Source organism: Congregibacter sp. (genome assembly GCF_045107095.1).
In the GTDB taxonomy this organism is placed as follows: domain Bacteria; phylum Pseudomonadota; class Gammaproteobacteria; order Pseudomonadales; family Halieaceae; genus Congregibacter.
Genome location: NZ_JBGCFU010000137.1, coordinates 1 through 12,779 on the forward strand (window position 1 = coordinate 1; position 12,779 = coordinate 12,779).

15 protein-coding genes are annotated in these 12,779 nt (G+C 53.7%); 5 read left to right on the plus strand and 10 right to left on the minus strand.

What is annotated here, in order from left to right; genetic code table 11:
- Positions 1-90: 90 nt before the first annotated feature.
- The 6 genes from AB8B76_RS15775 to AB8B76_RS15800 form a co-directional block, all read right to left on the minus strand.
- Entirely contained in the window at positions 91-423 is a 333-nt protein-coding gene (locus AB8B76_RS15775; RefSeq protein ID WP_405273841.1) for a hypothetical protein, read from the minus strand.
- Positions 424-528: 105 nt separating this feature from the next.
- On the minus strand, positions 529-1,212 hold the full coding sequence (locus AB8B76_RS15780) for a response regulator (protein ID WP_405273842.1): 684 nt from the start codon (positions 1,210-1,212) through the stop codon (positions 529-531).
- The gene (locus AB8B76_RS15785; protein ID WP_405273844.1) at positions 1,209-2,765 is read right to left on the minus strand and encodes an ATP-binding protein; all 1,557 of its coding nucleotides are present in this window, start codon (positions 2,763-2,765) and stop codon (positions 1,209-1,211) included. Before AB8B76_RS15785 ends, AB8B76_RS15780 begins: the two co-directional genes overlap by 4 nt.
- A gap of 22 nt (positions 2,766-2,787) precedes the next feature.
- Positions 2,788-3,372: a hypothetical protein gene (locus AB8B76_RS15790; RefSeq protein WP_405273845.1), complete on the minus strand. Its 585-nt coding sequence runs from the start codon at positions 3,370-3,372 to the stop codon at positions 2,788-2,790.
- A gap of 22 nt (positions 3,373-3,394) precedes the next feature.
- On the minus strand, positions 3,395-4,387 hold the full coding sequence (locus AB8B76_RS15795; protein WP_405273846.1) for a YHYH protein: 993 nt from the start codon (positions 4,385-4,387) through the stop codon (positions 3,395-3,397).
- Positions 4,388-4,594: 207 nt separating this feature from the next.
- Entirely contained in the window at positions 4,595-5,503 is a 909-nt protein-coding gene (locus AB8B76_RS15800; protein WP_405273847.1) for a hypothetical protein, read from the minus strand.
- A 216-nt stretch (positions 5,504-5,719) separates the two neighbouring features.
- Here AB8B76_RS15800 and AB8B76_RS15805 point away from each other — a divergent pair, with 216 nt between their 5' ends.
- A complete protein-coding gene (locus AB8B76_RS15805; protein WP_405273848.1) occupies positions 5,720-6,082 on the plus strand; it encodes a rhodanese-like domain-containing protein in 363 nt (120 codons plus the stop codon).
- Here the strand turns inward: AB8B76_RS15805 and AB8B76_RS15810 are convergent, their stop codons facing one another.
- On the minus strand, positions 6,083-7,117 hold the full coding sequence (locus AB8B76_RS15810; RefSeq protein WP_405273849.1) for a metallophosphoesterase family protein: 1,035 nt from the start codon (positions 7,115-7,117) through the stop codon (positions 6,083-6,085).
- A 193-nt stretch (positions 7,118-7,310) separates the two neighbouring features.
- Between AB8B76_RS15810 and AB8B76_RS15815 the strand changes: the two genes are divergently transcribed.
- Both AB8B76_RS15815 and AB8B76_RS15820 read left to right on the plus strand, forming a co-directional pair.
- On the plus strand, positions 7,311-7,772 hold the full coding sequence (locus AB8B76_RS15815; RefSeq protein ID WP_405273850.1) for a nuclear transport factor 2 family protein: 462 nt from the start codon (positions 7,311-7,313) through the stop codon (positions 7,770-7,772).
- The gene (locus AB8B76_RS15820) at positions 7,769-8,371 is read left to right on the plus strand and encodes a hypothetical protein (protein ID WP_405273851.1); all 603 of its coding nucleotides are present in this window, start codon (positions 7,769-7,771) and stop codon (positions 8,369-8,371) included. The genes AB8B76_RS15815 and AB8B76_RS15820 overlap by 4 nt, the downstream gene beginning before the upstream one ends.
- A 25-nt stretch (positions 8,372-8,396) precedes the next feature.
- Here the strand turns inward: AB8B76_RS15820 and AB8B76_RS15825 are convergent, their stop codons facing one another.
- Positions 8,397-8,666, minus strand: a complete 270-nt coding sequence (locus tag AB8B76_RS15825) for a hypothetical protein (RefSeq protein WP_405273852.1) — start codon at positions 8,664-8,666, stop codon at positions 8,397-8,399.
- Between the two features lie 70 nt (positions 8,667-8,736).
- Here AB8B76_RS15825 and AB8B76_RS15830 point away from each other — a divergent pair, with 70 nt between their 5' ends.
- Positions 8,737-9,390, plus strand: a complete 654-nt coding sequence (locus AB8B76_RS15830) for a glutathione S-transferase family protein (RefSeq protein ID WP_405273853.1) — start codon at positions 8,737-8,739, stop codon at positions 9,388-9,390.
- Between the two features lie 63 nt (positions 9,391-9,453).
- On the opposite strand, the gene AB8B76_RS15835 is transcribed toward AB8B76_RS15830, so the two are convergent.
- Positions 9,454-10,521: a DUF2855 family protein gene (locus AB8B76_RS15835; protein ID WP_405273854.1), complete on the minus strand. Its 1,068-nt coding sequence runs from the start codon at positions 10,519-10,521 to the stop codon at positions 9,454-9,456.
- A 5-nt stretch (positions 10,522-10,526) separates the two neighbouring features.
- Positions 10,527-11,939, minus strand: coding sequence for an NAD(P)/FAD-dependent oxidoreductase (locus AB8B76_RS15840; RefSeq protein WP_405273856.1), 1,413 nt, complete (start codon positions 11,937-11,939; stop codon positions 10,527-10,529).
- A 131-nt stretch (positions 11,940-12,070) separates the two neighbouring features.
- Between AB8B76_RS15840 and AB8B76_RS15845 the strand changes: the two genes are divergently transcribed.
- Positions 12,071-12,670 (plus strand): TetR/AcrR family transcriptional regulator, encoded by a 600-nt coding sequence (locus AB8B76_RS15845; RefSeq protein WP_405273857.1) that lies wholly within the window; start codon positions 12,071-12,073, stop codon positions 12,668-12,670.
- Positions 12,671-12,779: the final 109 nt, after the last annotated feature.

Sequence of the window (12,779 nt, forward strand, 5' to 3'; positions counted from 1 at the left end):
GCGAGAATAATCCCGTCCCGGATCACTGGAGGCCCCTGGAGGCCACCTGTTTGGATCTTTGATTGCCTGAGTCGACTTAGACTCGTCAGATCAGTCTTCTATTTGTTCCATTTCTTCATCGCGGCCGCGGTGTTCTCTAGGACCACCCTCAGGGGCGCAGGCTAGGGCCGCGTCTTCTTTAGGCGGCGCAAAGCAGACGCCGCTCATATCGCCCCGCCGGCCGGTAAATGCGCAGGCGTCGCCTTCGCTGAGGTTGGCGCAAGCCTCCAGTGCTTCAGGTGGAGGGCCGCGTCGTTTTCCCTGGCCACGATTTTCACCATCGTCTTCTTGAGCGGCTACGTTTACAGATAGGCTAGCTAAAGCGATGGCACTTGTAGCGATAACTCCCAAGGCAACTCGTCGAATATTGTTTGTGTTGTTCATGAATGACTCCTCAATGATTGTTTGTCTTGCTAACGGATTCAGTATCTCGAAACACCGCGTAGCTAAAGAGGAGCAAACGTGAAGTTTTTGTGGAGTGCGCTGGGCTTAGTCAATTTTGTAGCCGACACCGTAGATGGAGTGAATCACCACGCGGTCAGCACTGGCTTCGATCTTCTTGCGTAGATTCTTTATGTGCGTATCGATAGTTCGGTCACTCACCACGCGCTCATCGTCGTAACAAATATCCATCAGCTGGTCGCGAGAGAAAACGCGACCAGGGCGTTGCATAAAACCATGGAGCAGCCTGAACTCTACCGGCGTGAGTTCGATACGTTGTTCTGACACGCTGCACTCGTACTTATCTACCTGAAGCGTGACTTCACGATAACGAACGATGTCGTCGGTTTGAGGAGCCGGGGACTGCTGCACACGACGAAGAATGGTCCGTACCCGAGCTACGATTTCTCGGGGACTAAAGGGTTTGCAGACATAGTCATCGGCACCAATTTCCAGGCCAATCAGGCGGTCAATCTCATCAACTTTGGCTGTGAGCATCATGATGGGGATGTTCGAAAACTGCCTCACTTCTCGGCAGATACTCAGGCCATCTTTGCCGGGTAGCATCAAATCAAGGATGACGAAATCTGGCGCTTCTGATTTCACGGTATCTACCGCGTCTGTTCCTTCGTGAAGCACCGACACAGTGAAGTCATCACGCTCAAGATAATCAACGAGCAACTGGGCGATTTTGGGCTCGTCTTCGACAATAAGAATCTTGCCTGCACTCACAGTCGCTTCTCCTTGGATAGGGGTATTTCCAGCACGACAGATACTCCTCCCAGAGAAGATGGCTCTGCTGTGATAGTGCCACTATGCGCAACAGCGATGTTGCGACAGATCGCTAGGCCGAGTCCTGCGCCGCCAGACCTGCGAGCGCGGGACGAATCTTTTCGGTAGAGGGGCTCAAACAGCTTTTCGCATTCGGCGGGGCTCGCCCCAGGTGCTGAATCATCAAAACGCACGATAGCCTGGGTGTCGCTTGCAGATAAGTGGATATCGATGGTCCCGGGCGCGTCAGTGTAAGCAATGCAGTTTTCCAGAACATTGGTGAACAATTGCTCGAGTCGCCGAGCATCACCAAGTACGGGCAGCTCTACTTGAGGGCTTTTCGACACGCTAAGGGTGAGTCCGCTATCTGTCGCTCTTGCTTCAACGCTATTTACTGCGCTCTCTATAGATCCAACTAACTCCATCGGTTGGAGTTCGTAACGTAGGCCTCCAGCGTCTGACAAAGAGAGCTCATACAGATCGTTGACCAGGTATCGCAGTCGCTGCACTTCTTGGTCCAGGGACTCGAGTTGAGTGGCATCAAAGCTACGTAAGCCATCTTTGAGTGCCTCAATCTCACCGCTCAAGACGGTCAGTGGCGTACGTAACTCATGGGATACATCCGCGAGTAAGCGATTGCGCGCGGACTGCGCCTCTTCGAGCGTCGACGCAAGCTGGTCAATATCGCGAGTTAACTGCCCAAGTTCATCTTTTCGTTGCTCCTGCATACGGTGGCCGTAGTCCCCCGTAGACAACTTGCCGACTCCACTAATCATGCGCTTCACTGGTGCGGACAGGCCTCGCGCTAAGACTAGCGAGACGACGAGTGCCAGCCCCAGGCTCACGAGCCCGATAATCCAGCTGGTAGTGAGTTGCCGCCTTGAAAACGCAGTCTCCAGCGGTGCCTCTATTTGGCGGCGTGGATCGCTTCGCAGTTCGCCAATTTTCAGTCCATTGGCAACCACAGGCACCCGAATAATGGAGGGGGCAGTGTTATCAATGGCAATACCGGCGATTTGTTCATCGTTTGCATCAAATAGCGCGGTGGGTGGTACAAAACTACTAAGGGATTCGCTCGGGGGAGCAATGGGTGCTCTTCGGGGACCATCGCCTTCACTGGGCGGTGGCCCACCTGGGCCGCCAGGCCCAGGTCCGACTCCCGGTCCCTGACGTCTATTTGGGCGGCGTGGAGGTGGTGGCCCATCGGTTTGGACCTGGCGTGCTCGCGGGCCGGGAGTGCTTAGCTGAGAAGTCGTTGTGCCGGTTTGAATCCGGGGGCGAAGGATATTGCCAAGGTATGCATCGGTGACGAAGTCCCATTCGCCGCCGGCGTCGATGTAGTCACTGGCTAGCCGGGTCTGGATGCGCTCCAAACGTGTTTGTTCCAGCGCGTTAACGTAGTCCAGAAAGCCTTGCTGAAAACTCCAGCGTGCTAATCCCAGCGTTGCAAGGAGGACAATGAGAGTCAGGCCAATAAAGGCTGCGACGAGTTTTTGAACGATGGATAGGGACACAAGATCACTATAGCGGCGGGTGTTACGGCAGACTAGCGGTATGTTTATGTTGCGCTACGACGGTTGAAAACAGCGGGCTATGTGGTGCTGTTGGCGTCAGTACTACTATGCTTTCCTGCGCTGTCTTAGGTCGTTTTGCAGTGATCTTCATGGTGTGTTCTTCGGGGCTGAGGCCAAACAGTGATAGCTCAAAGCTCAGCGCATTCTGTGACTGGGTTGCTTCGAACTTACCCATAACAATCAATTGAGAGATGTACACCTCGTCTTTGCTGTGCGGCCTTACGGGGACCAAGCGCAAGTCTTTTAGTGCGACGGGCTTTTCGTCTTGGTAGAGAGCTAAGCTGCTTTTTACCTGCGCGGTAATGTCATTTCTTCGGCTATTGAATTCAAAAAGTGACACTTCGTCATCGAAGTCTTGATCAAGATTTGGAAAGGCAGAGATGGGAACTGAGATCACCATATATACCCCATCATCGACGATGTTGAGCGTTCCGTTCTGCGCCATCATCAGGTGAGCGCTAGCCGGTTTTACGAGCATTACTGTAAGCGCCAGTGCCAAAAGCATGGCGGTGGTGAAAGATCTACTGCGAAAGTTGATTGAATTCATCTTGTGGTCCTCCAGTGGGATGTTAAAGCGCGCCTTTTACGCAGCGCTGAAAGAAGGGATAGGTATCCGTTGCGTAGTAGTGGTAAATGCCCTCTGGAAACTCTGGCGTGACGCCCACTCGACCATTGCACTCATCCAGATCTCCGGAGCCTTCGACGTACTCCCAGTCCTGGCGAAACGCGCCCAAGGGATAGGTATCCACCGAGGGGCGACTGCTGCTGACTTCCGCAATGAACTGATAACTACCCTCCATGTTTTTTAGTTCTGAACTGGCATCGTCTGCAACGCTGTATCCGTAGCGTGCATAAATCGGAAAGCCGTCAGCGGCCCAGCCGATCAGGGTCATGGTGGAGCTGTTGCCACCACGCTTGCTGATAAAGCCTTCGGGCATGCCGTGATAGTGATAGGCACCACCGGGCTGTACATGGGCGTTGTTGTCATCGGTGCCAAAGTCAAAGCTTGATTGTCCCAGTGCCTCGATACTCCAACTGCCACTGGGATCACCGAGGCTGCATGCAGTACCACTGTCGTCGCAAGAACCGCCAGTGCCCGCATCGATCTTGACGCCGTTGAGCACATATCCGGTTGCTCCCCGAGGGCCCCCAAGCTCAGAGGCGGTGCTAGTCTGGGTTGGACTCAACGTATAGCTTGCGGAGACGTCCTGCTCAGTGATCGTATTGGGGTTCGCAGCGTTGGGAAAAGTTCCAATCTCATGATCGGGAATACCGTTAGCTGTGAGCGAGCGCGTGCTTTCGTTGCAGTTCCAGGTGTACACACTGGTGTAAGTGAGCGAAGGCTGCGTATTCAGGGTCGTGTCGTTGTAGTCACAGAGTACGGGGTCGGTAGATCCGCTCGCTGAAGAGCCGGTCTCGCCGGTAGTACTGCTGCTACCTGAATCTGTGCCGGAGGTTGCTGTCTCTGTCGTTGTAACAGTGTCACTGGTGCCGCCGGAACCACCACAGGCAACCAGTGTTGTCAGGACAGCGCTTAGCGCCAATCGATAAGTGAAGGTCACAGCCTTTCTCCCATACCCTTTTTTGTGGCATTAGGCAGGGGAAATGTGCAGGAACCGTGGAGTTAGAACGGGGAATCGTAGTAGTTGAAAGGCGTACTACCGATCATTTGACGGCTGCAGTGATGATGGCGCCCAGGCCAAGTTAGCTGATTTAGAAGACCTGGGCACGAGTTAGTACTTGGCTATGCTGTGGGCTGATAAGAGCGACTAGCGCCCGAATAGCTTGCCAAAGGCCTTGTCCAGGGCCCCGTCAACTTTCTCATCGGTTTCGGCGTCGATCTCTTGTTCGGCGCTGTCACCAAGGCGATCGCTTTGACGGTTCACCTTTTCACCGATAGCGCCCATGACACTACCAAATAGCCCCTTCTTTTTGGGCTCAGCTTCGCTGTCGCCAAGTTCGTCAGCGGCGCCATCGTCTGCGCCCGCCTGCTGCGACATACTGCCCAGCATTGCTCCTATTCCCTGCAGATTGAGAGGCTCTGCGGGTAATTCAAAACGGGAGGGATCCACGCCATCGCTATTAATCTCGGTGACGGTCATATCCTGACCGTAGCGCAAAATACCCGAGTCGATATCGCTCAAAGCCTTCTGGATGGACGCCGTGCTGTCTTCGGTTCCCTCAGAGGTCAACTGTGAGGCAACGCCGATCATGAGAAACAGCCCATCGCGAAACTCCAGGGCCCGGGGGTCATCTGAGAGCACCATCTCTTCGCTTTGCTCGTTGCCGTTTTCATCAACATAGTTGAGTTGGTAGACCTCACCTTTGATACCGGCAACCGTTTCGCTGCGTCCGGTTTTATCGAGAGAACCAATCTCGGAGTTGAACTGTGCGGGTACAGCGGTTGGCACACCGGCCCCCATGCCTTTCATGGCGGATCCTGCATCGATAACCAGGGTACGGCCGTCTTGTTGCATCACGGTGTAGATTGATCCATCTCGGACTAAGGCATAGCCATCCTGCCCGGGAATACTGATGCGTAAATACTTGTCACTGTACTCAAAGGTCGAAGACTGGCCGTCTTTAGATGCAACGGTTGCGGAGCCTGCCGTAGCGTCAAAGGCCAGCAAAGGAGCGATACTCAGAATGAGAGAGACACAAAGTTTGTTGGAGTGCATAAGAACCTCTGTAGTGAATACCGCTGTTTGTTTTTTTGAAGTAGCGAGTTTTGGAGTACCAGCAACACGCCGTTACTTGTACCGATAATACGTGTTGGCTATGCAAACGAAAACCTTGCGGTGGGCATAATTTCCAGAGAGCTGACATTATCGCTATGTTCAGTAAGCCTGATGAACAGGGCATAATCAGCATCTTTCTAAGACGAGGTGAAGAAAGTGTTTAAGACAATGGCAGTGGTGGTGTTGGGTCTTGTGTTGGCAGCATGCGGAAACGCTGGAGATACTGGTCAGGCGGCCTTAACAGCTGTGCAGGGCGGTGCGCTATTGGTCGATGTGCGGACCGCTGAGGAATTTGCGACAGGGCACTTACCCGGTGCAATCAATATACCTCATGGTGAAATTGTTGAGGGCCTCGCGGCACTCAAAACAGCGAAGTCGACGGAAGTTGTGCTGTATTGCCGCAGCGGGAATCGATCCGGTATGGCCACCAGTAGCCTCGCGGAGGCCGGCTTCAGCAATGCCATGAATGCCGGTGCTTACTCATCGCTGAAACCCCTTTGGGATGCGGCTGGATCCTGATCACTCCTCAGGGCAGTCCTTTGAGTCCAGGCAAAGCGCATCTCCGTTGAGAGGGCGTTTGCCGGTTTTATCCAGAATTCCCGACATTTTCAGATTGGCAATATGAGCGCCTTCGGCGTCTACGGTCACCCACACAATCTGGTCCATGGATAAACCGCTTTCCGGGAGAAAAACGCCTCCCGTGGTAGCCAGCCGAATATAGTCTCTGCCCTTGCGAGTTTTGTGTTGATAGCTATGTCGGTGGCCATGAAACACCGTGTATTCCTGTTCCCCCAGGGCTTCTTCGATAGATTGCCAGCTAGCCATGTCATCGTTCGCCCACGGCGCTTTATGAGCGAGAAGAAACGTCCAGCGAACGTCCGTGTTCTCGGCGATCGCATCACGCATGTACTCTGCCTGCGCCGCCGATATCATGCCTGTTTCGTCCTCAGGCAGTTTTGCATACTCAGTCTCGGCAAACGCATCCCAGCCTGAAGTTTTGGCGACCTCTATAGCATCGAGCCGAAGCTGCGCGATCTCAGTTAGTCGTTCCACAGAGTGGTCCTCTGTGTCGAGTATCAGGAACAGGACGTCGCGGTAGCGCACATGGTAGTAGCGGGGGCCATTACGTTCCTCCCAAGCCTTGCGCAGGACGCCGTCCAAGAGATCGTGGTTACCACCGGTGTAGAGCACGGGCGCGTTTGCCTTGTTGGCGCGATCATCGAAGGATTGCCATTGCGCATCTATTTCAGATCTGTCTGAACTACCTTCAATCAAGTCCCCTACGTTCACGATGAGTTCGGGGCGGAGCAAGTTCATTTGCTCAACCGCTACTTGGAAAACGCCCTCACGTTCTCCGCCGGTAAGATCCGAGAACACTGCAAATCGTACCGCATCACTGTCATAGTTGGGCGCAGCCTGAGTCCATGGTTTTGGGCCACTCGCCACCCCGTGATCGAAAATTGGTGCGGGATCATCGAGCGTTGCGGCGCAGGCGGAAAGCAGCAAGGTTGCCGCCGTCAAGATCAGCAGTTGTAATGACGTGACTTTAGTCATCGGGCAGTTCGCAATATCAGCTTGGATTGAACGAGTTGTAGCAAATATCTGTACGGAAATCTTCATTGATTTAGACACGATTGATCCGCGCGCGCTCCAAACACGAAGGTACGCCGATAGGCTTGCTGGTGGGTATTCATGGCTTTTGCTACGGTGGCCAGACATCAAACACCATTGGGATTGGAGTCGCGCTATGAACATACGGTTTAAACAGATGCAGCGCCCCAAAGCCGCATTGCTGTCTGTGCTCTGCGCGGCCATGGTGATTCTTGGTCAAAGTGTTAAAGCCGATGACATGTCAGCTGTGCGATTGACGGTGTTTGACTATTTTGAAGGGATTAACGAAGTCAGTCTCAGTCGTCTGCAGCGTGCCTTTAGCGAAACAGCGGAGTTAAAGAGCGTCAGCGAGTCCGGCGAACTCGTAGCAGAGCCTATTGAGGCAGCAATAAACCGCTGGATGAAAGGCGAGGCTCAAGAGCGAGAGGGCAGGATTCTGGCCGTAGACCTATCCGGTGATCCTATCGCGCGCGTGGTCTTTGACTTTGATGGCGCCTACGTGGATTTTCTAACCCTTGCGAAGCTAAGGGGTGAGTGGAAGATCATCGATAAAGTCTTTATCCGATCGGCTGCCGCGTGCTGCGAAACCGATAGATGATAAGCACGGCCAACTTACGGCGCGTCGTAGTCGCCGGAGTGCTGCTGATGTTGAGCGCTCATCTGATAAGCCTGGTGATGTCGGGACAGGGCGCAATGGATACTCCCATTAGTCAGTTGAGCCGGTCCGTGGGTGCGGGTGTACATACGGTGGGTCTGCTGGTGCTTGCGGTGGTGCAGGTCGCACTGGCGGTTGTGTTGGCGCGATCCAGCAACGGGTCTGGACTTTGGACAGTGGCCGTATGGTTACTGGTTTTTAACGGAGCGTGTTTACTGTTTATCGCGTTCTATTTTCTGAATGCATCTGACACACAGCTTGTTGGACCCGATGCGAATGATCCGCTGGCAATACTTGCCAGTAGCGTTGGCGTAATCATGGGTTTACTACAGCGTGACTTGGGCCGCAGGGCACCGCTCTGCGCCTGGATTAACGGTTTTTTGTTTGTGCTGTGGCTGGCCTTAATCCCCGTCATTCCATTCATCGACGCGAGCTGGCTTGGCGCTTACGAGCGAACAGTGGGTGCGATCTTGTTGCTTTGGTTGGCGCTGCTGGCGTTGCTCTGTCCTGATTCGCCGCACACTGAAACTAGCTGGCACTAGCGATAGACATAGAGATGGAGCGCTCTTAGGATACCGCCCATCCCATCAAACCCACGGCAATGAATCCACTCACTATTGGCCCAACAATACGACCGCGCCTTATCCCTCGCGCCGCCCCAAGCAGCAGCGCAATACCAATAACGAGCGCTGCCCAGTCGAACATGCCGTTGACGCCGGCGCCTTTGCCAATCCCCGCAAAAAAGTCGCTCAGCGTACTGGGAATACCAGATAGAAATCCGCCCACTGCTTCGCCGCTTGATTGGGCGATTCCACCTGCTTCTGTTGCTTCGTCCATGTTGTTTACATCGCTAGAATTCAGCGATGTATGTTAGCGTTGTTTTTACCAATAAAGAGAGTCCCTGCGCATGAAAATTCAGGCTTTAAAGCTTTTCCATTTTCCCGGAAGCCGCAGCGCCCGTGTCCGCTGGGCCTTGTTGGAGACTTACGGCGATGAGTTTGAATTGGCCACCATGAAACTTCTGGAGGGCGAGCAGTACGCTGCGGATTTCCTTGAGATGAATCCGAACCATGCGGTCCCGGTGCTACAGATCACCTGGGGCGATGGCAGCGTGCAAAACATGCTGGAAAGCACGGCGATGGTGGAATGGCTTGCGGATGCTTTTCCCGATAAGCAGCTTGCTCCTGCACCCGGATTGTCGCACCAACGGGCCGACTACCTGCAGATGCTGCAACTGGGCGGAAACTGGATGGATTCCATGCTTTGGCAGCTGCGTATGCACCGGGATCTGTTGCCGGAGTCTGACGCTGACCAACGAACCATTGATCGAGCCATGGAGAAGATCAAGACAGAGGTGGAGCCACAGCTGCTCAGTCGCTTGTCAGTATCCGAGTACATCTGTGGGGATCAGTTCAGCGCGGCTGATATCGTAATCGGTCATAACGTTAACTGGGCGCGGACTTACGGCATGTGCCAGGACGATGTTTTCAGAAGCTACGCATCGAGGCTTTCCGCTAGACCCGCCTTTCGTCAGGCGTTTGACGATGTTGTGCGTAAGTAGTTGTGCGTAAGTAGTCGCGGCTAGTCGTAGACCAGCCGCGATACACCGGATGTAGAGCCAACACTACAGTTTGCAGATTAGCCCTTCGGCGGGGTTCATGGCGCCTGCGCAAATGTCGGGATAGTGTTGGCTGAAGGCCTCTACACCACTTGCTTCTTGCACGGTTAACCACTCACTAGCTGCAGCAGCAGCGCCCATGACAAAGCTCTGTGCATTTCTGACAAACTCGCCCGGCTCCAAAGCCTTGCTGCGATCGAGAATGTAGCTTGGTGCAAAGAACCATTCGTGACGTTCTCCGCTACTGTCCAATTGCGCGTCGGCTTGATCCCAGTGAGTAAGACCAACGCTTATGAAGTACGCAAGCTTGTCGCCCAAGTGGTCGCGGAGCGCTTGCGCCGTGCCCGCGTTCCCCGCCATGTCCACTATGACTGTAGGTGTCGTCAGGACGTCGCTCAAATTCTTGTAGTCAATCGCGCCGTCGTAATAACCCAGCTTGTTTACAAAGTCGACGTTGCCGGAGGAGGTCAATCCAATAACAGGAGGGGCGTTCGGATCATCCGAAAGCGCTTTGGCGAGTCCGATACTCGTTTTGCTCGAAGCACTGAGTAGCAGTACCTGTTTCGCTTTGTAATAGTCGTTCTCTTTCAACTGATCCCAAAGACAATAAGAGGTGTTGTACAGGGGGCCTAACAAAGCCTGTAACTGTTCTGCTTGCACGGAACCACCGGCGCGTACGCGCTGATAACGATTGTAGAGCGGGGGCAGCGATTGGCGATGCTCGGCACCATCAAACAGGCTTTTATCATCCACACGCACTGGCAGCATGACCAAGGAGTCGGCAGGGGGGAAGTACCCGTAGAGTCGCTCACCCACGGCGACCGCATCGGATCGTGACTCCACGACGTTTGCAAAGCCCCAAACCGGGATGACTCCGAAGTCTTCGCCATCAGCGACCGGGAAAAACTTCCAATAGCCCATTGTGTAGCCTGCTGCAGCATAGGTCATGTTGTTAGCGGTGAATGCAAAGAAGTCCACTGCGACGCGAATTTCGCCTTCGTTGAGCGCCGCGTCGCCGGTGTCGGCGACTCGGAATTCACTAAATGCATTTCTTTTTACTTCGAATCTTTGCATGGCTTTTAGGCCTCCTGTTGTTTGTACTCTTGATCAAGCTTCATCAGATTCATCACCGCGGCAACACCGTTACTGCGCATACGATTCAGCAAAGCCATCTTCTCGTCGTTTCCTTCGGCCCCTCTGGCCATTTTGCTAAATCCATCAAGTCGGTTGTTCAAAATCCACTTCGATAAGTCGGAATCCTGAGACCAGTTGTACTGATTCGTTAGGGCGATCGCCGTAAAGTGCGCAAAGTCTGTATCTGCCTCCGGTGGCGGTACCACGGCGCAGAGGCGGTTTTTCTCGTCGTCGCCTTCATAGTTTAGCTCTACGTGTGCGACCAGCGCTGCACTGAAAACTGGCTGGTAAGAGCGAACCATCTGCGGGGTGATGACGTTGTCTGCAAAGACGGGCACGTCATCAGGCAGGTCCTCAACGGGGCGTGCCGAGCAGTCTACAAACAGCGTGTTTTCGGCCACTGGCAGCGAGCCTTTCTGGAAATCGATTTGGTCACTGCCCAAGTGAGTAATTCGTCCAAGACGCACGACGTCCTTGATGGTACGTAAGATCTCAAGCTCTGCCGTTGATATCGTGGCACCGTGGAACATTTCCGGACGCTGGTCCGGGTCAATGCGTAGGAAGTAACCACAGCTCTCCAGCTTATCGAAAAGATCTTCAAAAGAATCAGCACTTGCAGCTGACTCCATCATGCCCGCCTGCGCGTTGAAAACATCGAAGAAAAATTCATCGGTCGGCTGGGTGTTGCGCCGATTAAGAAGCCAGGCGTCGCGCGGACGAATCCACTGGATTTTATCGGGTTCACAGCCCATCTGGAGTAGCCACAGACAAGCATCAATACCCGTCTTTCCGCCGCCAACTACAACGTAACGATCAGGCTGATCCGTCACTTTCGGAAGATCGTTAAGCGGCATAAAGCGCACGCCTTTGTCGATCGAGAAGTTAGGTGTGTGCGTAGACGGGACTTTTGTTTTTAGGAAGGTTGCATCGACGATCTTCTTTTTGACGTTAACGCGGTATTCCTGGCCGCCAACTTTAGATACGAACCGACCATCACCGGTGTAGTCGCACATTGGAAAATACTGCACACGACCGGAAGGCAAAAACTGGTGACGCATGACATCGTCAAAGTAGGCGCTGACTTCTGCGCCGCTTGCGAGCTCATTTAGTCCATCGTTCAATCCCCCTTGTTCAAGGCGACCGCGGCTAAGCTCCCGGGAGCTGATCCCATAGAACTGTGATGGTTGATGAAGCTGCACGAACGGATAGGCCGCGTTCCAATGTCCGCCTGGTTTAGCATAACGATCCACGATTGCGACAGTGGCATCTGATTCGGTAAGGAGGATGTCGGCGAAGGCCATGCCGACGGCGCCCGATCCGATGACCAGGTAATCGGCTTCTATTACTTTCTGTGACATTTTGGATGTCCTGCAGTTGTGACGTGCTATCGCTGATAGTCACGAGAATTCATAAAAATATAACGTTGTTATGGATCAAGATAACGGCGTTATGGTATGCTGTCAAGCGTGTTCTATTGCAGGACCTATGAGTGGCAAAAGTAGCAGGTAATAAAGAGCGGATATTGGTTGCGGCTTCGCAGACCCTTTTAGAAAAGGGTGTGGAGGGGTTAAGCGTGCGTGCCATAAGCACCAAAGCGGGGCTTTCGACCATCGCTATTTACAGTCACTTTCAAGGCAAGCAGGGCGTGCTCGATGCGCTCTATGTGGAGGGTTTTGAGCGGGTTCGGGATGCCATGGTGTCTGCTGATGACCACGAAAATCCCTTGCAGTCTGTGCTTGCGGGCAGTGAGAAGTACCTGCAATTTGCGCAGCACAACGAGGGACATTACCGACTAATCTTTGGGGAAACGGGAAGCAGCTACGCCCCGTCAGACGAAGCTCTCGAAGCTTCGCAAAATGCATTTAATGTTCTGGTATCTGGCGTATCACGCCTGTTACCCGCAGAAGCCACGCAGGCTTCACGGCAGCGCGCGGCCTTAAGAGTTTGGGCGGTGCTTCATGGCTACGTAAGTCTTCGACACCACGTCATAGGCCCGGTTCTGGACTATGGCCAATGGCACAGAATGGCTATGGAGGCCGTTGGGCTGACCATTAACGAAATTGCGAGCACGTCAGGGCATTCCGCTTAGCTGCTCTTAATCTTGCCCATGGGCGACGTGATCAGCATCACAGTTTCCTTTGGTTTCCCTGTCAGTATTTTTTACGGAAGCTGTGCCGCGCTTTGAAAGGCCTTCTCTG

Bases quoted from the DNA above. Each gene is read 5' to 3' on its own strand.
- AB8B76_RS15775 (WP_405273841.1), bottom strand. From the start codon at position 423: ATGAACAACACAAACAATATTCGACGAGTTGCCTTGGGAGTTATCGCT.
- AB8B76_RS15790 (WP_405273845.1), bottom strand. From the start codon at position 3,372: ATGAATTCAATCAACTTTCGCAGTAGATCTTTCACCACCGCCATGCTT.
- AB8B76_RS15800 (WP_405273847.1), bottom strand. From the start codon at position 5,503: ATGCACTCCAACAAACTTTGTGTCTCTCTCATTCTGAGTATCGCTCCT.
- AB8B76_RS15810 (WP_405273849.1), bottom strand. From the start codon at position 7,117: ATGACTAAAGTCACGTCATTACAACTGCTGATCTTGACGGCGGCAACC.
- AB8B76_RS15815 (WP_405273850.1), top strand. From the start codon at position 7,311: ATGAACATACGGTTTAAACAGATGCAGCGCCCCAAAGCCGCATTGCTG.
- AB8B76_RS15820 (WP_405273851.1), top strand. From the start codon at position 7,769: ATGATAAGCACGGCCAACTTACGGCGCGTCGTAGTCGCCGGAGTGCTG.
- AB8B76_RS15825 (WP_405273852.1), bottom strand. From the start codon at position 8,666: ATGGACGAAGCAACAGAAGCAGGTGGAATCGCCCAATCAAGCGGCGAA.
- AB8B76_RS15830 (WP_405273853.1), top strand. From the start codon at position 8,737: ATGAAAATTCAGGCTTTAAAGCTTTTCCATTTTCCCGGAAGCCGCAGC.
- AB8B76_RS15835 (WP_405273854.1), bottom strand. From the start codon at position 10,521: ATGCAAAGATTCGAAGTAAAAAGAAATGCATTTAGTGAATTCCGAGTC.
- AB8B76_RS15840 (WP_405273856.1), bottom strand. From the start codon at position 11,939: ATGTCACAGAAAGTAATAGAAGCCGATTACCTGGTCATCGGATCGGGC.